General features: G+C 38.9%; 23 protein-coding genes, 1 tRNA gene and 1 pseudogene. 2 read left to right on the forward strand and 23 right to left on the reverse strand.

The annotated features are described in order from the left end of the window. Positions 1–215: 215 nt before the first annotated feature. The 8 genes and pseudogenes from MHI20_RS06625 to MHI20_RS06660 form a co-directional block, all read right to left on the reverse strand. Positions 216–812 (reverse strand): hypothetical protein, encoded by a 597-nt coding sequence (locus MHI20_RS06625; RefSeq protein ID WP_144684109.1) that lies wholly within the window; start codon positions 810–812, stop codon positions 216–218. A 285-nt stretch (positions 813–1,097) separates the two neighbouring features. After that, entirely contained in the window at positions 1,098–1,667 is a 570-nt protein-coding gene (locus tag MHI20_RS06630; RefSeq protein ID WP_340937274.1) for a hypothetical protein, read from the reverse strand. Positions 1,668–1,878: 211 nt separating this feature from the next. Further along, positions 1,879–2,730 carry a DUF2971 domain-containing protein gene (locus MHI20_RS06635; RefSeq protein WP_165378990.1) on the reverse strand — a complete coding sequence of 284 codons (852 nt, stop codon included), beginning with the start codon at positions 2,728–2,730 and terminating at the stop codon, positions 1,879–1,881. Positions 2,731–2,988: 258 nt separating this feature from the next. Then, positions 2,989–3,530, reverse strand: a pseudogene (locus MHI20_RS06640) (site-specific integrase). Then, positions 3,527–4,009 carry an ArpU family phage packaging/lysis transcriptional regulator gene (locus MHI20_RS06645; protein ID WP_186366166.1) on the reverse strand — a complete coding sequence of 161 codons (483 nt, stop codon included), beginning with the start codon at positions 4,007–4,009 and terminating at the stop codon, positions 3,527–3,529. The pseudogene MHI20_RS06640 and the gene MHI20_RS06645 overlap by 4 nt, the downstream one beginning before the upstream one ends. Before the next feature lie 14 nt (positions 4,010–4,023). Then, positions 4,024–4,146, reverse strand: coding sequence for a hypothetical protein (locus tag MHI20_RS06650; RefSeq protein ID WP_272950065.1), 123 nt, complete (start codon positions 4,144–4,146; stop codon positions 4,024–4,026). 91 nt (positions 4,147–4,237) lie between these two features. Further along, positions 4,238–4,861, reverse strand: coding sequence for a hypothetical protein (locus tag MHI20_RS06655; protein WP_144684115.1), 624 nt, complete (start codon positions 4,859–4,861; stop codon positions 4,238–4,240). 71 nt (positions 4,862–4,932) lie between these two features. Then, positions 4,933–5,343, reverse strand: a complete 411-nt coding sequence (locus tag MHI20_RS06660) for a hypothetical protein (protein WP_144684117.1) — start codon at positions 5,341–5,343, stop codon at positions 4,933–4,935. Positions 5,344–5,464: 121 nt separating this feature from the next. Between MHI20_RS06660 and MHI20_RS06665 the strand changes: the two genes are divergently transcribed. Further along, positions 5,465–5,737, forward strand: coding sequence for a hypothetical protein (locus tag MHI20_RS06665; RefSeq protein ID WP_041092020.1), 273 nt, complete (start codon positions 5,465–5,467; stop codon positions 5,735–5,737). A gap of 326 nt (positions 5,738–6,063) precedes the next feature. On the opposite strand, the gene MHI20_RS06670 is transcribed toward MHI20_RS06665, so the two are convergent. The 12 genes from MHI20_RS06670 to MHI20_RS06725 form a co-directional block, all read right to left on the reverse strand. Further along, positions 6,064–6,333: a hypothetical protein gene (locus MHI20_RS06670; RefSeq protein WP_144684119.1), complete on the reverse strand. Its 270-nt coding sequence runs from the start codon at positions 6,331–6,333 to the stop codon at positions 6,064–6,066. A 281-nt stretch (positions 6,334–6,614) separates the two neighbouring features. Further along, positions 6,615–7,034, reverse strand: coding sequence for a hypothetical protein (locus MHI20_RS06675; RefSeq protein ID WP_144684121.1), 420 nt, complete (start codon positions 7,032–7,034; stop codon positions 6,615–6,617). A gap of 209 nt (positions 7,035–7,243) precedes the next feature. Beyond that, positions 7,244–7,317, reverse strand: a tRNA-Arg gene (locus MHI20_RS06680). A 120-nt stretch (positions 7,318–7,437) separates the two neighbouring features. Next, positions 7,438–7,962: a YfcE family phosphodiesterase gene (locus MHI20_RS06685; RefSeq protein WP_041092493.1), complete on the reverse strand. Its 525-nt coding sequence runs from the start codon at positions 7,960–7,962 to the stop codon at positions 7,438–7,440. Positions 7,963–7,976: 14 nt separating this feature from the next. Then, complete coding sequence (locus MHI20_RS06690) at positions 7,977–8,579, reverse strand: XTP/dITP diphosphatase (RefSeq protein ID WP_007501598.1); 603 nt, start codon at positions 8,577–8,579, stop codon at positions 7,977–7,979. A gap of 10 nt (positions 8,580–8,589) precedes the next feature. Beyond that, positions 8,590–9,318, reverse strand: a complete 729-nt coding sequence (gene rph / locus MHI20_RS06695) for a ribonuclease PH (protein WP_168948486.1) — start codon at positions 9,316–9,318, stop codon at positions 8,590–8,592. Between the two features lie 151 nt (positions 9,319–9,469). Beyond that, on the reverse strand, positions 9,470–10,531 hold the full coding sequence (locus MHI20_RS06700; protein ID WP_035701809.1) for a GerMN domain-containing protein: 1,062 nt from the start codon (positions 10,529–10,531) through the stop codon (positions 9,470–9,472). Positions 10,532–10,632: 101 nt separating this feature from the next. Next, positions 10,633–11,451 (reverse strand): glutamate racemase, encoded by an 819-nt coding sequence (gene racE / locus MHI20_RS06705; RefSeq protein WP_089374140.1) that lies wholly within the window; start codon positions 11,449–11,451, stop codon positions 10,633–10,635. A gap of 7 nt (positions 11,452–11,458) precedes the next feature. After that, complete coding sequence (locus MHI20_RS06710) at positions 11,459–11,899, reverse strand: MarR family winged helix-turn-helix transcriptional regulator (RefSeq protein ID WP_007501606.1); 441 nt, start codon at positions 11,897–11,899, stop codon at positions 11,459–11,461. Positions 11,900–12,048: 149 nt separating this feature from the next. After that, positions 12,049–12,273, reverse strand: a complete 225-nt coding sequence (gene gerE, locus MHI20_RS06715; RefSeq protein ID WP_003184172.1) for a spore germination transcription factor GerE — start codon at positions 12,271–12,273, stop codon at positions 12,049–12,051. Positions 12,274–12,479: 206 nt separating this feature from the next. After that, entirely contained in the window at positions 12,480–13,796 is a 1,317-nt protein-coding gene (locus MHI20_RS06720; RefSeq protein ID WP_017358236.1) for a CitMHS family transporter, read from the reverse strand. A 155-nt stretch (positions 13,797–13,951) separates the two neighbouring features. Further along, positions 13,952–14,812 carry a LysR family transcriptional regulator gene (locus MHI20_RS06725; protein ID WP_178896984.1) on the reverse strand — a complete coding sequence of 287 codons (861 nt, stop codon included), beginning with the start codon at positions 14,810–14,812 and terminating at the stop codon, positions 13,952–13,954. Between the two features lie 135 nt (positions 14,813–14,947). Between MHI20_RS06725 and MHI20_RS06730 the strand changes: the two genes are divergently transcribed. Then, entirely contained in the window at positions 14,948–16,078 is a 1,131-nt protein-coding gene (locus MHI20_RS06730) for a 2-methylaconitate cis-trans isomerase PrpF family protein (protein WP_340937291.1), read from the forward strand. 142 nt (positions 16,079–16,220) lie between these two features. Here the strand turns inward: MHI20_RS06730 and MHI20_RS06735 are convergent, their stop codons facing one another. From MHI20_RS06735 to sdhB, 3 genes are all read right to left on the reverse strand, one after another. Beyond that, on the reverse strand, positions 16,221–16,937 hold the full coding sequence (locus tag MHI20_RS06735; RefSeq protein ID WP_007501613.1) for a biotin--[acetyl-CoA-carboxylase] ligase: 717 nt from the start codon (positions 16,935–16,937) through the stop codon (positions 16,221–16,223). Positions 16,938–17,009: 72 nt separating this feature from the next. Then, positions 17,010–17,468: an acyl-CoA thioesterase gene (locus MHI20_RS06740; RefSeq protein WP_007501614.1), complete on the reverse strand. Its 459-nt coding sequence runs from the start codon at positions 17,466–17,468 to the stop codon at positions 17,010–17,012. A gap of 122 nt (positions 17,469–17,590) precedes the next feature. Next, a complete protein-coding gene (sdhB, locus tag MHI20_RS06745; protein WP_072367454.1) occupies positions 17,591–18,355 on the reverse strand; it encodes a succinate dehydrogenase iron-sulfur subunit in 765 nt (254 codons plus the stop codon).

Below are 18,355 nucleotides of genomic sequence, written 5' to 3' on the forward strand. Positions count from 1 at the left end.
CTTGCCTGTCCCTCACACCGTAAGAACCAAGCATGCCTAACCCCCTGATGATCTCCCCATCTGCCCATATGCATCCCCTTTTATTAAAGGCTTTAAGACCGTTATACAATTGATCTGTCCTTATTGCGTGTCCAATTGCTGTGTTAATGATTAGTTCCCTGAGTGAGTTGTCCACGTTGTGTCCCTCCCCAAAATAAAAAGCACCCCGAAGGATGCTATTTTATATTTTTATAGTGCCTATACTTTTCTTCAATTATAATTTTCTCACCAAGGATCATATTGTATATTTCTTCAAGGTGCTCCATATCTTTCTGTACTTTGGGATAATCCAAACTATTATCAATTCTAATGAATAATGATTTTTGAAAGAAGTCAATCAACTCTACTGTTTCGTAATCAAGATATTCGTATACAATGTCTTTGTGTTCAGTTAAATTTTTATCAAATTCTTTTACATATGATTGAGCTTGGCTCTTTTTAACGTTCTCATCATCTGAAGAATGTTTGATTAAGAAAAAATGATTATAAATGGGTTTTAATGAATTAATTAGTATATTCATTTTTTTCAAACTTTCACTTGCAGTACCTAAAAACATTTCCTTTTCTCTATGATGAATTTGCAATCTAACACCATAGTAAGTAATTGCTCCACCTATTATTGCGCCTATAAAAGCAATAATACCAGCCCAAATTGTTTCCCTGTCTTCAAAAAACATATTCAGTAGACCTGTGTAGATCAAAAGGTCACCTAAGAATAGAGAGAGAATAATTGTAAAAAATATAATGTTTGAATACATTTTCCCGTTTTCCATTTTGAAAAACCCCTTGCCTTTATATCAGCATAAAGTGAAATAAATGAAACTTTCACCAATTCCATCATAACCTTTCTCAGACGAAATGCTTTGCCAAGATCGTGAAAAGTGTGCCATTTTATAATTTTTATGGTGGATTAACCTTAATTAAAATTAAGTTAACGGTTTTTTCATTAACTGCATAAGAAGCTCCGCCTACTCTCAAATAAGATAAAATATATTTCATCTCTTTCAATCGAAAGAAATATAGACTAATGTGATTTTATTTCTTGCTTCTTGAATTAATTAACTATTAACTCGCTGCTTTACTACTTTATCATAATTCTCTATACAATCTTCCAATAAAACTAAGGTCGTATATAACCTTCCAATGGATCTCCTCCGTCTTTTTACAGAACAATTCCAAAAAACAATCAAAATTAAAAAAGGTACACCTGCACTTACTAATACATATTGAATTACAGGTGTAAAATCAGTTAGAGAGTTGAACAGCTCATTAAAATTAATCTTTTTAATATCTTTACTGTCTAAATATTTACCAAAGATATTACTCATAAGCGAAAAAAAATTTGATAATATTCCCATTCCTGCTGACATCATAACAGTTATCATCACAAGTAATATTGAAATAGGCTGACTGTATAAAGTTTGAGTGTCTTTCTCTACTTCTATAGAAGCCTCAATTCTTTTTAACATCCTGTTTAATTCATCTTTATCATGATCTAAGATAATGTCTTTTTGTAATTTAAGATCTTCGTCGAAAGTATTTTTATGTAACATTTTTTTATACTTTTTTTTATAACGACCTGTTAAATATTTTATAGCATATTTAGATTCTCCAAGTTTCCTAGTCATATATGATCACCTCAGATGATATATCGACCTGTTATTTGGAAATTTTATTATTCGCAAGTTTTGTCGAACGAAAAAAACGCCCTCCACAATGGAAGCCGCTCTCAATTTATCACCTATTACCATCATAACCGCTCTCAGGCAAAACGCTTTGCCAAGATCGTGCCAAAAGTGTGCCATTTAATGCTTTAAATATATTTAATAGTAAGTTACTTTAATATCTGTATGGAATCTTTGATCGGTTAATCTCTATAGTTTCCACATTAAATTCATTTAATGTTAAAAAACTCTTTAATCCTTCTTCTGATATATCCATTTTATTTTTCGGGCCAATAGTTATTCCTTTGACATCGTTTATATTAAATCCCATTTTTAAATAAGGGATGAATGTCCCATTCGAGACTCTGCATTCATAACTAGGTTTATCCCCACCAGTTTGGATAAGCACTACTCTATACTCTTCCTCTTGTTGAAAACACGAATCTTTGAAAAAAGAAGAAAGTAACTGCAAAGAAGTAAGTATTACTCTTATTTCATCTAAAAATTCTTCGGAATTTGTTTTAGTATTAGTAAAAGTTGCAATGCAAAAATCAGCTAATTTATTTAATGCTTCATAATGTATTTTTTCGTCATATATAACCTTTGATTTAAAAACTGTTAAATCTGGAGAATCAACTATATCTTTAAGTGATTCAAATTGAAAGGATATGTTATAACCATCATCTTTTGAGTAATTTGACCATAATAAGTTAGAATCTTTGTTTTTAGATAATGATAAAACATAAGTAGCGTAATTCTTCATGTCTAGAATTTCTTCCATACCCATAATAATAAAGTCTCTCAAATTATGATTTTTTGATTTATCCTCGATTAAATTAAAAAGAATTTCTTCTGTATACTTACGTTCTGTTTTATCATTTAAAAAATCTGCATTGGATACCCATAGTTCTCTATGCTTAATTATACCTTCTAAACCATAAACGTTCGTATAATGATATAAAGTAGTGTAATCTTCAATTAAATTAAGGTATTTAGTAACTATGTTCCATTTCTCTGTGCTTTCCATTATATTCATCCTTTTTTATTTAATATCGACAATAACTGTTTTTTATTAAAAGGAAATACTATCTTTTTTCTTAGAAGTATCCACACAATCCACCAATTCACCATATCTATTATTGTGTCTAACTCAAGAAATCGTTGAATCCTTTGCCCCTCTTGCTTTTCAGCCATTTCCCTGAAATGAGTTGGACATTTTCTCATTATGGTTAGTTGATGAAAAAGAGCGCAAAAAAAGACCCATCTGCCATTTGAACAGATGAGCCTATAAGCCAAAGTCGTCCATTGTTTTATCCATTGTGTCTTGTGTGATCCCGATATATCTCAATGTAATATCAGGGCTTGAGTGGTTGAATATTTCTTGCAGCAAGGCCACATCCTTGAATTTCTTATAATGCCAGTAACCAAACGTTTTCCTTAGTGTGTGTGTCCCTATGCTATCGAGGCCAACATACTCCGCTGCTTCTCTCAAAATATTGTATGCACTGCTGCGGCTGATAGCTTTGTTGAGTCCTTCTCTACTTTTAAAAAGGTATTCTTGATCATCTTTGTCCTTGATATATTGATCTATCGCTTTTCGAATGTTTTGTTTATTTTGATTCTTTTCTCTTTACCTGTTTTTTGTTCTCTTAGCGATACATATTGCTTCCTTACATCCTTCACCCTCAATTCCAGCAGATCGGATATACGCAAGCCTAAATTAATTCCGGCCACAAAAAGCAGCAAGTTCCTTTTGTTCCGCTCTCCAAGATATTTCTTTATATAATGGATCTGATCAAGGTCCCTTATCGGCTGAACGAAATTCATGACTTGCCCCCCTTGTACACTTCTTCTCTAAGTGCGAAAGCTAAACGGTAAAAGGCTTTATTTTTGAATCGGTAATAGTTCCGCTGGCTTAGACCCATTTCTGCATAAATTTCATAATCAAACATTTCTTCATCTTGCATATAGAGCATTACTAAGATGCGACGCTCTTTTTGCGTAAGACGATTAATACCTCTTTCAATTCGCTTCATGTATTTTTCCCGTTCAATCTCCCAATCCATTTTTTTAAGCGCTGCTTCTTCTGTGGATGAGTGGAACTGATTTGAAAAACTCGGCGGCGTAATGGTGTATGTTGTTGTGATTTTTGGGAGGAAGTCTTCTGGCGTTTGAAGCCTTAACATCTTATACTTTTCTAGCATTCTTTCCATCTTTTCTCTAGTTTTTTCCTCGTCGATTTGAGGGATATCTAAATTCATTTGACCTGTTTGTTCGTTTGGATTCTTATCATTTTTATTAGTCATCCCAATCACTCCCTTTATTTTCGGCGCATGGCCCCGCCTTTGGCTCTTTTCAGTCTTTGCATGTTTTGCCCCATCAGCTCTCTTAAATCTCTGTCAGTGAGCTTCTGCGGCTGTTTTTTGGTTTTCTCCTTCTTCATGTTCATCCTCCGTTCAGACAAATAAAAAACGGACACCAACCAGCACCCTTAAAAGGTGTTGATCAGTGTCCGCAGGCTCTCCGTCTTGGACTTATGTTGATTTTTTTTTGAATAGTTTACCAAGAGACAAATCTAAAATAAACCAAGCACTTATCAAACTTGTAATAATTGATATAATTAACAAAATAACCATAACCATTTCCAAAGGATAAAGTTCAAATATATTCCAAGCCTCATTCAAATAATACAAAGATAATGAGCAGAAAAACATAAAGACAGCCACATTGATATACAATCTCATTTTATTTGAAATTCCACTTGCTTCTTCATTGTTTTCAACTTCTTCATCTAGTGAATGTTCTTTCAGATCCATTAACTCTTTTGATATATCAGATTTCTGTTGAACTGATATGAAATTTGTCTCAAAAATATCTTTTAACAAATGATTTATAACTTGATCTACATTATTCATTTCTGATCTCTTGACGCTGTTAGATTCTGAATAAGCTTGACTTAGAGACTGTATAAGCAAGACAGATGGAATTTGCCCCTCTGATACAAAATTTTTAACTGTTCTAATTAATTCCATGTTTGCATTTGCAATTCTTTTCTTATAATATTTCCTTTTGAAAAAGTAAACAATTGAATTAATAAAAAATGTGCTTATTACCGTTGTAACAAAGCTAATAACCCAAGCATTTGACAAAAAATCCATTTTAATCAACCTTTTTTACTTTAATTATACAATATAAAAAAATTCCAGCCTATATTTTGATAATTTGTTTGTCATTTCCTCACCTCGAGATCTGGCGTATAAATGTATCCCTTAACGCCTGTCCAATTGCTGTTTTTGTAGATCGTCATTTTGATACGGTGCGTGCCAGCTGTATGATTGACAGTGTAAAACTCTTTTGCTGGCGTGGCGGACTTAAACGATCCCACTAGACTAAACCGCTGATCCTTCCAAGTACCGCTCACCTTTTTTTGAAGCTTGAACCGATAATATACCGTTTCAGAACCCGTTTTACGTGCTGTCACGTCGATTGATTTAGCTCTGGACGTGTAAGAATTGGCGTCAGTTGATACGCTGACTGTATGCCCTTCAATTGTTTTATATTCGCTTGTTACTGCCGCAACAGACGGCGCATAAAGCACCGCCGCAATAATAATAGTTAGTGTGATTAGTAGTTTTTTCATTTCACACCCCCCGATATTTATTCCCATATAAGTTAAATAAATTTTCATATGGTTTATTTTTGAATATATAGTATTATTAAACTTGTAAGACTATTATCCCGAATGAAAAGGAGCATCAATCATGCAAATCAGAAAAGTAATTGCAAGTTCAGTTCTATCACTCGCTTTGCTATTTTCTTCATCTGCTTTTTTTACTGCACAAGCAGACGCTGCTACTCCTAACGAAACATGGAAGCATTGTACTTCTGAAATATTTGGTCCATACTCTTCAAGAAATGCAATACCAGCAATTTATAACGACGGCACCTATAATTGGTATCTAAAAGGTGCGCAAACTTACTCAGGTATTTGGTATGGCGCATATGAGCGTTGCTGGTACTCGACATTGACGTGAATATTACTTTTAAAAGAGGGATGATTCCCTCTTTTTTATTTTTATAGCAAGCTCCCGTCAAATGCTCTGCACCATTTCTTCTTCGCTCGTTAAATCTTTTTCGATTTCATGTCTCTTTCTCCAAAGGCATTCATTCGTTCAATAATTTGCAGTTGCATATTTTGGCCCCATGAGTTCACGTATCTCTCATTGTGTAAGATCCTGTGGCTATTTTTAGGCTTTTCCTTCTTCATGGCCGCTCCTTTCTGACAAAAAGAAGACGAACACCAACCAACACCCTTAAAAGGTGTTGATCAGTGTCCGCAGGCTCTCCGTCTTGGACTTATTTAGTTTTTGTACTTCTTTTCTTTGAAATCCCAGTAAGTAATACCTGTCACTTTATCTACATCTTCGTAAGAATAAGATTGTTTAATAACTTTCGATAAAACTATACGTTCATCTCCCTCAAATACATAGAAAGTTTCGTCGAAGTACTTTTTTAATGAATTCTTTTTGTGTCCGTAAACCTTTAAGGCTTCTTCTGTTTCATCAAATAAGCCAACAAGTCCTTCTTCATGATCATAAACCATCCATAGATCATCATTTTTGTTTATCATTTCATTTAACCTCCTTCCTCGACTAATTAGAGTCATCTTTAGTAGGAGAAGATTTGTTGGCTGAAAAACTTGAAATATTTAATGTACCAACATCAATACCCATTAATTAAAAAGCTAATTGGGCTTGCACTAATGAACGTAATTTTTCATCTTGAATATTATCTGCTAACGCAATTGCTCCTTTTCTTTTATAATCCTCTATAACACTATCAATGTATTATTTTCCTCGAATTCAAATTTTTTGTAATTATTTTAAAAACATAAGTGAAATCCCTTCAAAATTAAACTTCCAACAATGCTAATTGTATTACTAACTGTTTTGTCTGAGCTAAAAGCAAAATAATTAAACTTATTAAAAGAATAAATCCAACAATAGACATGATTAAACCAACATAGAATTGCATATTTGAATGAACATGAGCTTGTTGTTGAAATTTTATTAACCTTTTTTCGATTAATTCCTCATTTGCATTTTCATTTATTAATTGTTGTTTCTGGTTTACCAAGTGTTTTTGCTTTTGTTTTGGCTTCTGTTCTTGCTCTTGTTCTAATTGATCTTTTAGAAGATAATATTCCCTCATTGTCTTGATGTAATTAGATTCATCCCTACTCCTATTATGTGTAGTTATCATTAAAACTATGAATGCTAAGAAAACTGGTATGATCATTGTAATTGCTGATATAAAAGCACTTTTATCCAAAATATTCCTCCTATTTATATATTTGAACGTTTAGGCCACAGCCACATAGATACAACACACTCATACTATGTTCGACGTTTGCATCTATGCTCGTTTAATTATATGAAAAATTTGCGCAAAAAATTTAAAACGACAACTAGGAGAAAACAAAAAAGCCAGAAACATTGTTTTATCAATGTTTCTGGCTTTTTAACGGTTTGAAATAAATACGTCCCAGGAGAGATTCGAACTCCCGACCGACGGCTTAGAAGGCCGTTGCTCTATCCTGCTGAGCTACTGGGACATGTTGTTATGTAGTGTACTTTGGCGAATTACCTCAGCGACAAGATTTATTATATTACTATTGTTCTTTAAAGTCAACGGTTTTTCGAAAGTTTTTTCATAAGGGGCAAATGCTGCACCCTTATGAAATACCTTCCAATGTGACAGTGTTTTCGAGGTCTTGTATGACGTGACCTTCGTCCGTGAAAAACTGTACGTTTGCTTCGCTTCCATCTAGTGTCAGTATAGCATAGCTGCGCTCTTTGCGCACTCTTGGCAGGTGCACGCTGCCTGGGTTAATGAGGAGTTTTCCTCTTAGCAGTTCACTGCCAGGGATGTGCGAGTGGCCAAAGCAGATAATGTCTGCGCCTAGCTCTTCTGCACGGTAGTAGACTTGAAGCAAGGATTGTTTGATGCCATGCAGATGTCCGTGAGTGAGAAATAGTTTTCCTCCTCCATCCAGTGGGAGCAGGAGTTCTTCTTGAAAATCGCCCATAAAGTCACAATTTCCTTTGACGACTTTGTATCCTTCGAGTGCTGGGTGGTTCGTTTCGAGTTCTGAATCTCCGCAGTGAATCATCATGTCCACTTCAGCCGCATGCCGTTTGGCAATGGTTTGAAGTTCGTCTGTGAGTCCATGACTGTCACTAATGATGAGTATCTTCATGGCTTCATTCCCCCTTATTCATTTGCGTCTAGCAGTGATGAAAGCTTTTGAAGCGCGACCGCTCGATGGCTGATCTTGTTTTTTTCCTCTGGTGATAACTCGGCCATCGTCTGGTCTTTGTCTTTGACGATGAAAATTGGGTCGTATCCGAAGCCGTTTTCGCCGATCGGTTCTTCTGCGATAAAGCCTTCTACTGATCCTTCTACCGTTTTTGTTTCTTTACCCGGTATACTGACAGCCAGGGCACATCTAAATCTAGCAGTGCGGTCTTCTTTTTCGATGCCTTGCAGCTCATTCAGCACCTTTTCCACGTTCTCGGCATCGTCTTTATGCTCGCCCGCGTACCTCGCTGAATAGACGCCAGGTTTTCCGCCAAGGTAATCAATTGACAGACCCGAGTCGTCTGCAATCACCATTTCACCTGCTTTGGCTTGAATGGCCTCGGCTTTGATGATCGCATTTTCTTCAAAGGTATGTCCTGTTTCTTCGATCTCTTCCGTAAATCCGATGTCCGCTAGTGTTTTGACCGTGAATCCTTTTGGCTCAAGAATGGCTTTGAATTCTTTCGCTTTGCCCGCATTGTGCGTTGCGATGATGGCAGTTTTCATCCTGATCAAACCCTTCTCTTTATTCGATAACTTCTCCTGTCACTGCTTTTTGCTTTTCAATTAATTCTTTGATGCCTTTTTCGGCTAAATCAAGCAGTCCGTTTAGTTGTTCTCTTGAGAATGTCGCTTCTTCGCCAGTACCTTGAAGTTCAACAAAGCGTCCAGCGCCTGTCATGATGACATTCATATCCACTTGAGCTGAAGAATCTTCTTCATAATTTAAATCTAACAGAAGTCCCTGTTTAGAATCAATTCCGACGGATATTGCGGCTAAATAATCAGTGATCGGATTTTCTTTCAAAACGCCTTCTGATTGAAGCTTTTGAATCGCTAGTGTCATGGCCACAAATGCACCTGTAATAGATGCTGTGCGTGTTCCGCCGTCTGCTTGAATGACATCACAATCAATCCAAATGGTGCGCTCACCAAGCTTTTCTAAGTCAACGACTGCGCGCAGAGCTCGTCCAATTAAACGCTGGATCTCCATTGTACGTCCTGTGACTTTTCCTTTAGATGATTCTCTTATCGTTCTTTGAGCCGTTGCTCTAGGAAGCATGCTATATTCTGCTGTAATCCAGCCTTTTCCTTCTCCTCTTAAAAAAGGAGGTACGCGGTCCTCGATAGATGCGTTACAAATCACCTTCGTATTTCCCGCTGAGATTAAGACAGAGCCTTCTGGATGTGTGATGTAGCCTGCCTGTATTTCAATTTTTCTTAATTCGTCGTATTGTCTTTCATCTAATCTCATGTTTTACCTCCGTTACAATATACATTCCGCGCGGGTGTCAGCGGGGTTCTCCTATTAACTTTGACAACCTCGATCCGTTCTAATCGCTTGGAATAAAAAAGAGGCAGCGAATGTGCATGCCTCTTTTTCTCCATTATATCAATGTGTGACGTTAAAAACTACCTGTATTCACTTGTTCTGGTCTTGAAACTGGCTTTGTGAGCTCTGTTCCTTTTTCGTTCACAAGCTCTGCCTTTCCGTTTACCTTCACAGACACGCTTTTCACATCTGGCAGCTCTGTTAATGTCAGCACAATGCTATCAAGAACTTTTTGTGAAATGACTTTTTTCTTTTCATCTGCACTGCCAAAAATGGATTCATTAAAATCAAGTGTCACATGACCGTCTTTTACTTTCGGGACATCATTCAGCTTCACATCTTGATCAAAGTCTGTCAGCAATTGGCTTGTTTTGCTTGGCCCAGAGACGAGCTCATCAATGGCTGCTGTAATTGGATCATCATCGTCTTTTGGTGCTCTTTTGGTCACCGGGACATAGTACGTCTGTTTATCAGATTCAGCTAAATAGTAGACAGTCACAGGCTTTGTCGATGTCATATCAGCCGCAGCCTCGTGCTGAATATTAATGCCGTCCTCTCTGCTTAAATCATCTGAAATCGGCGTCCCATTCACAGGCATCTCTTTTAATTCATGGCCATTCATCTTTAATTTGACTTTGGCTACTGAGTCAAACTGCGTTAATGTCCAAGTGACTGATTGCAAAATGCGCTGTTCGTCTTCTTTTTTATAGTTTTTGAATTCATTTGAGAAATCAACAACCGCAGTGCCATCTTTAATATCGACAGATACGCTCGTGTCCGCCGGTAGCACGGCTCTGAATCCATTTGGCATCAGGTTAGAAATCGGTCCCCCGTCTACGAGGTATTCAAGTGTTTGTTTCGCACTTCCTTCGTTTTTCGGCAGCGGAATGGATTGAGAGACAACATATCCATTTTTATCAATTAAATATAATTCTCTCATGACGGTATCTGCTTGCTTCTCTTCTTTTCCTTCTTTGGCTGTTTGTTTCTCTTCTTTATTTTCTTTCACAAATGTGACATTTTGTGGTGGATCAATCTCTGTTTTCGCTTGGTCTGTTTGAAACAATCCGCATCCTGATAAAAGCATGGCTGACGCAATACACGTAACAGCTGCTGTAGTTCCTTTTTTCAGCATACTTCACCCTCCTCTAGTGGTTTGTACTAGTATGTATACGAGCTCCCTCAGAGGATTAGACCCTTTTCATAAAAAAATAACCCACTTCCATGAGAAGTAGGTTATTGCTGATATACGTGTTCAAGCGAAACCGTTTCGACCTTTCCTGGCAGGTAGCCGAACCAGTCTTGAGCGATGTTTTGAAAGTTTTGCTGCTGCCCTGTTGTATAAAAAGTATGAACAGGCTCTTCCTTCGAATCATTTAACAGCCCTTTATATGAAAGAATGGTGCTCGCTTCTCTCGCAGTCTCGTCTCCTGAAGAAATGATGTTGACGCCACTGCCCATAAAGCGCTGAATCGGTTCTTTTAAAATCGGGTAGTGCGTGCAACCAAGAATGAGCGTATCAATGCCTGTTTCTTTCATCGGTTCAAGAGAAGCCTTTACGACTTCATCTGCTGTATGATCTAAAAACGTACCACTTTCCACAAACGGCACAAGCATTGGACATGCCAGACTTTGAACAGTTAGTCCTGCTTTTAAAGAAAGCAGTGCTTCTTTATAGGCTTCACTTTTGATCGTATTGGCTGTGCCGATGACGCCAATATGCTGATTGTTTGTGACCTTGATCGCTGTGCGGGCTCCGGGCTGGATCACGCCAATGACCGGGATATCAAGTGTTGCTTTAATTTCATCAAGTGCTATCGCCGTCGCAGTGTTACACGCAATGACTAGCATTTTAATATGGTGATGTCTTAATAGGTAGTGCGCCATTTCCCATGTATATTGAAGAACCTCTTCTTCTGCTCGAGGGCCGTATGGACATCGTTTTGTGTCGCCTACATAAATAATTTTTTCTTTTGGCAGTTGTCTCATGATTTCCTTCGCAACGGTTAAACCGCCTACGCCGGAATCAATCACGCCGATTGGTTGATCCAACAAAATCGCCTCATTTTCTTTTCATTTGCTGCTGTAGTTTCGTTAAAGATTGGTTGAAAACGATGGCTTCTTCTTCTGAGAAAGCCCCTAGAAGTTCACTGACGTATTCTTGGCGTTTGACAATCACTTCTTGAATGATCCGCTCACCTTCAGGCAATAAATGAATGCGAACCACGCGGCGGTCAGACGGATCTTTCACCCGTTCAACAAGTTCACTTTTTTCCATTCGATCAATTAAATCGGTTGTCGTGCTGCAAGCCAAATACATCTTTTGTGATAGCTCACCTATTGTCATATCTCCGAATTCATAAAGCCACTGAAGCCCTACAAATTGAGGAGGTGTAATCGTATATTGATTCAGAATTTCTCTACCTTTTTGCTTAATGATTGCAGCAATATGGCGCAATGATTTTTCAATTTCTGCAACATGGCCTGACTCATTCGTTTCCATTTCATTGATACCTCACTATAGCATCTCACTTTGATTAAAACGTACATTCCTATTTTCCTCGTTTTTCAATGAAATTGCAAGAAGAGACTCATGGAAACGATATAGAAATAACCGGCTCCTCCCTGGTGCGGAAGGAAAACCGGCTGACGTTAGAGCTCTAGCTCACCCATACGCAGAAGCTCGACTACGGCCTGTGAACGACCTTTAACTCCTAGCTTTTGCATGGCATTCGAAATATGATTTCGAACAGTCTTTTCGCTAATAAAAAGCTCGCTTGCAATTTCTTTTGTTGTTTTATCTTGGACGAGCAATTCGAATACTTCTCTTTCTCTTTTGGTTAATAGCGGCTTGGATTGAAACTCTTTCTCCTTCAAGTATTGTAACCCTCCTTGCTAAGGTGAGAGCTCTAGTCTCTATAGAATGGGATTCTGTATAGTCGAGATATCATATGCCGGGTACTTGAGGTAGGTGACGTTAAAATCGAGAATTCCCGCAGATCGGCGTCCAATTTCCTCCCCTTCAAACCGCACAAAAAAGGACGAGTCCCCTATAGAGACATCATCCTTTATCAAACAAGCTTTTAAAATATCGAAATGGCTCCTGTTAAAAGAGCAATTAGTGTTGTAAACAGGGCTGTGAGTACGGTCCATAGCAGTGCGTACTTTTGCAAATCACCAATATCTTTATTCAGCATACTCACAAGCAGTAATGTGGAAGCGACAAGCGGACTCAGTAAATGGACAGGCTGTCCGATAATAGAGGCGCGCGCAATTTCCACTGGATCAATTCCGTAAGCTGCGCCGGCTTCAGCTAAGATTGGCAGCACCCCGAAATAATAAGCATCATTTGAAAGAACAAATGTAAATGGCATACTCGTCAAAGCGACAATGAGTGGAAAAAATGAGCTGTATGAATCTGGAATCATGTAAATGACCAAGTTAGCAATGGACTCCACCATTTTTGTTCCCGAAAAAATGCCTGTGAAAATTCCTGCTGCAAACACAAGGGTAATGACCGTTAAAGCATTTCCTGCATGCGATAAAATCCGCTCACGCTGATCTTCAACTTTTGGATAGTTGATCATAAGCGCAATGACAAAGCCAATGAGAAAGAGTACAGGAATCGGTACGATATCCAATACAAGTGTGACCATGACAGCAATCGTCAGGAAGAAGTTGACCCAAATCAAGTTTGGTCTCTTCATATCAGCTACGCCATCTTCAATTGATGCCGCCAATTCAGGAGAGATCGAGACCTCTTCTTTATACTGAATCTCGGCAACCCCAATGCGCTTCCGTTCTTTTTTTCCAAGAACATACGCTGTAAAAAGGATAAAAAGACCGCCCCCTATCATCGTCGGGAGTAATGGAATGAAGAATTCCGCTGCATCTAAACCAAGTGCAGCAATCGCACGAGTAGCTGGACCGCCCCAAGGCGTCATTCCACTCATAATGCCTAGTGATAATAATGAAATTGTCCCTAAAATCAGCGGGTTCATCCCAATTCTTAAGAAAAGTGGCAGCATAGCTGATACGGTAATCATGTACGTTGTCGTCCCATCACCATCTAATGCAACAAGCATAGACAAAATCGCTACCCCAAAAGCAATTTTGACCGGATCGCCTTTCACAAGACGTAAAATCAGTTTGATCAATGGGTCAAACAATCCGGCATCCAGCATGACACCGAAAAATAAGATGGCAAATAACAATAAAGCAGCAGATGGTGCAACGGTCTTGAGTCCATCAAGCATCATGTCCCCTAATCCGCTGTAAAATCCACCGATTAATGCAAAGATGATTGGCACAACGGTTAGAGCCACCACCGGATGCATACGTTTTGTCATAATAAGAAATGTAAAAGTCACGACCATCAAGATCCCTAAAATAGCTAGCACTTCATATCCCTCCATCCTCTTCTTTACACGATCCACAAGCGCCCCTTTTGCACTTGCGGCCCGAAATGTTAGCGCTTTCTATTTCAAGGATATAATAGCTTTTTTTATAATGAAAATATCGATTTTTTCGTCTATTCAATAAATTTTTTTTATAATTAGCCTTGCTGACTTCTTAAAAACTCAATGAATGCTTTCACAACAGACAAATGAAGGGAATCTGGCTGGTACATGAGCCATGTATCTCTTAAAACAGGCTGTCCATCTTTATACGAAAGACCTTTTACAAATAGCTCATCACTTGGTCTGAGGCAAATTTCCGGGACAATAGCATAACCTAAACCATGCTTCACCATCTCTTTTGATGTATCTTGCCTGTCTGTCTCCATTGTCACAAGCGGAGGCATCGTGAACGTCTCCTGCCACCATCTGTTAATCAATCGTTTTAATGAACTATCCGTGTGATAGTCAATGAGCGGCAGCTTAGGAAGATCCTTTAGCTGTATTTCTGATTTTGAAATGATACAAAGCCGTTCTTTATCAAGCAAAAATCGCTCTCCATTCCAGTCGTAATCTCCTCTTAAAATTCCTAAATGTACACTTGATGTACCTAATAAATCCATGACTTTTGTACTCCATCCTGTGTTCACCATAAATTGAACATGTGGATACTGCTTAGAAAACTCTCTTAAAATTTCCGGCAGTTTATATTGAGCAAAGTTACTCGACACCCCTAGTCGGATCGTTCCTTTGATCTTTTTTTGCATATTGAGCATGCCATCTTTCGTTTGCTGGAGCTGCTTGAGCATGTCATTTGCGTATTTAGCCAAATATTCGCCCTCTGATGTAAATTCAATGCCTCGTTTTCTTTTAAAGAAAAGCTTCATGTCAAATTCCTCTTCAAGCTGTTTCAATCGATAACTTAAGGCAGGCTGCGAGACAAATAATTTTTCTGCCGCTTTTGTGATGTTCTTCTCTTCATATAACACCTTTAAAAACCGCCAGTCTTTCTCATCCATTGTGTTCCCTCCTTTTGACCTTGTTATAAAAATATTTTATCAGTTTATCTTAAAATAATGTATTTAACTTATTTCTTATTATACTTTACCATTTTGATTAGATAAATAGTAACTAAACAATTGAGGGTGAGAGCAATGAGAAAAGTTCCAATCACAATCATGCGAGGCGGTACAAGCAAAGGGGTCTTCATTCAAGCCAATGATGCACCTTACGAACACGATGAGCTCGAAGCATTTTTATTAGACATTATGGGCAGCCCTGACCGGCTGCAAGTTGATGGAATCGGAGGCGGTAATTCTTTAACAAGTAAGGTGGCCATTATCGATAAAGCCACTCGTCCAGATGTGGATGTGAACTATACGTTTGCACAAGTCAGCATCAATGAAAGATTTGTCGACTTTAAGGGAAACTGTGGGAATATCTCATCAGCAGTTGGGCCGTATGCCATCATTAAAGGACTTGTCCAAGCAGTTGAGCCTGTCACAACGGTACGTATTTTGAATACCAACACGAATAAAATCATTGTGGCAGAGGTAGAAGTCGAGAACGGAGAAGTAAAATTTGAAGGACAGGCAGAAATTCCAGGAGTGAAAGGAACAGGTTCTCCCATTTATTTATCCTTTGAGAAACCTGAAGGCGCTGTCACAGGTAAAACCTTTCCGACTGGAAACAAAATGGATACGATCCAGACAAAGTTTGGAGAGATTCCGATCTCAATCGTTGACATTGCAAATCCAATCGCCTTTGTCCGTGCCAAAGATATTCAATTAAAAGGAACTGAATTGCCTGAGGAGTTTACAGACGAATTGCTGGATGATTTAGAAGAGATTCGCTCCGTCGCTGCTGAAATGTGTCACTTCGCACCAAAAGAACTGGCTACATTACAGTCTCCAGCTGTTCCAAAGCTTGCAATTATTAGCGAGCCTGCTGATTATGTAGATACAAATGGAGTATTGAGAAGAGCAGCAGATATGGACATCATTGTTCGGATGCTATCGATGCAAAGACCGCACCAAGCACTTGCCATTACCGGATCTGTCTGTGTGTCAGCCAGCTGTTTCATGGATCAAACGCTTCCGGCACAGCTTTTTCAAGGTCAAGATGATACACTTCGAATTGGTCATCCTGCTGGTATTATGCAAACTGAAATTGATATCTCACAAAACAGAGTGAAAGTCATTCGAACCGCAAGAGAAATTCTAGATGGAGTGGTCTTTACAAAAAAAGACTACATGGTTCAACCTCAAATCAAAAGAGAAGCATAAATGAGACGTCATCATGTCGACAAAGAGCTAAAATGAACTGATTTTAGCTCTTTGTCTTTTTTTCAGTGTGAAGATCTTAAAGCAATCCGTTCTAACATCGAATGCAACGGTTTGTCTCCACACTAATCGAACAAGAAATTGTCTACTTGGGCGGTGCATCAATATCTCCTGCTGAATGGGCTTTTATATGTCCTTGATCATCTTTTAACTGAATATGACCATAACGGTTCACACCACAGCAAATCCCTTCCTGCCATGTTTGCTTTTCACGATCTAATGAAATACGAAGCGGTTGATTCAGCCGATATAATCGTTTGTTATAGAGGGCTGTGAGGGCTTCAAATCCTTCCATTTGCCAGCGTGCATGGTATTTTTCAAAGGCCGCTGCCAAATCTTTCACTAGCTGGTCCGCTTTCACCTCAGTCAGTTCTGATAGGCAAACGGTTTTATACGGAACGTGCTCCGGCTTTGTCTCTACATTGATGCCCACACCGATGTAAATGGCGCTGCGGTCTGCTTCAATTAATGTGCCAGATACTTTCGCTTCATTAATCAATAGATCATTTGGCCATTTGATTGCCAGCTGATCCTCTGCTCTCATGAGTGGTTTGAGTACATCATAAATGGCGAGTGCCGTCAGCGGGGCAATCGTTGATTGGGTGGAGATATCTACTGGCGGTTTTACTGTCATCGTGACAGCCACATTCCCTGTAGGCGTTTCCCACGGTCTGCCAAGCCTGCCTCTCCCTGCTGTCTGTTGCCGGGCATATACAGCAAATGAAGGGGTTTCTCCTTGCTGAATAAGCCTTTTCGCTTCATTATTTGTACTATCAATGGTGTCGTATTGAAAAATCTTCATGTGCTCTCCTTTTGTTTCTTCTTCATTATGATTCTTTTATTATAACAAAATGAAGCATGTGACCGTGATTCTTTAATGTCGCTGGGCCTGAAAAGTCTCTTTTTCCTCTTCTGTAAACGGTACAGGGGCACCGGTGTCTTTACTTATTTGCACCATGGTGACTGAGCCTGTAAAACACGGTTCTTGCTGTTCATTTTCTCCTAAATAATGAAGGATGAGAGAGCTTGATCCAACCTTTTCTGGCTTTACATACACACGCAGCCTCTCACCGATTTCCACTTGCTTGATGTAATCACATTGAAGGTTTGCCACGACCGTAATCGTCTCTCTCGCTCGCTTCATTCGTTTATCTACAATTCCCGTTTTTTGAAAGAAGGCAATTCGTGCCTCTTCAAAATACACAAACGGGGTGACATTGTTCATGTGACCAAACATATCCGTTTCTGAAAAACGGACGGTTGTTTCCACATAAAATCGAAACGATGCCCTCCACTCTTCAAACGGTTCTTCAATATATGACGGCAGCCTCATTTGATCCACTCCTTATTCGCAAACAAAACGCCTCTCCCGTATTGGAAGAGGCGTTTGTTATGTTTTGCATCCAGCCTCTTGTAAACACTCATCATGATTGGCAAGGAGGACTGAATGTGATGTTATTCTGCGTGATCGCTTCCGAAGAAGTTACGGAAAGCTTGTAAAGTTGTATCTCGGTTAAGTGCTGCAATTGATGTTGTGAGCGGGATTCCTTTCGGACAAGCCTGCACACAGTTTTGAGAGTTCCCGCAGTTTGCAAGACCACCGTCACCCATAATTTCTTCTAAGCGGTCAGACTTATTCATTGCACCTGTCGGATGTGCGTTAAATAGACGAACTTGTGAAAGCGGTGCAGGGCCCATAAAGGAAGACTTATCATTTACGTTTGGACAAGCTTCAAGGCAGACACCACATGTCATACACTTTGAAAGCTCATACGCCCATTGACGCTTTTTCTCAGGCATTCTTGGTCCAGGTCCAAGATCATATGTGCCATCGATTGGCACCCATGCTTTGACTTTTTTCAATGAATTGAACATACGGCTTCGATCAACCTGCAAGTCTCTCACAACCGGGAAAGTTTTCATCGGCTGAAGACGAATCGGTTGCTCTAACTTGTCGATCAGTGCTGTACATGACTGGCGAGGCTTTCCATTAATGACCATGGAACAAGCGCCGCATACTTCTTCAAGACAGTTCATGTCCCAGTTGATCGCCGTTGTTTTTTCACCTTTTTTATTGACCGGGTTACGTCTGATTTCCATGAGTGCGGAAATGACGTTCATATTTGGACGGTAAGGGATTTCGAATTCCTCATCATAAGGCTTGCCATCTGCTGTATCTTGACGTGTGATAATAAATTGAATCGTGTTTTTTTCACTCAT

Source organism: Bacillus sp. FSL K6-1106, assembly GCF_038005245.1.
GTDB lineage: Bacteria > Bacillota > Bacilli > Bacillales > Bacillaceae > Bacillus > Bacillus altitudinis.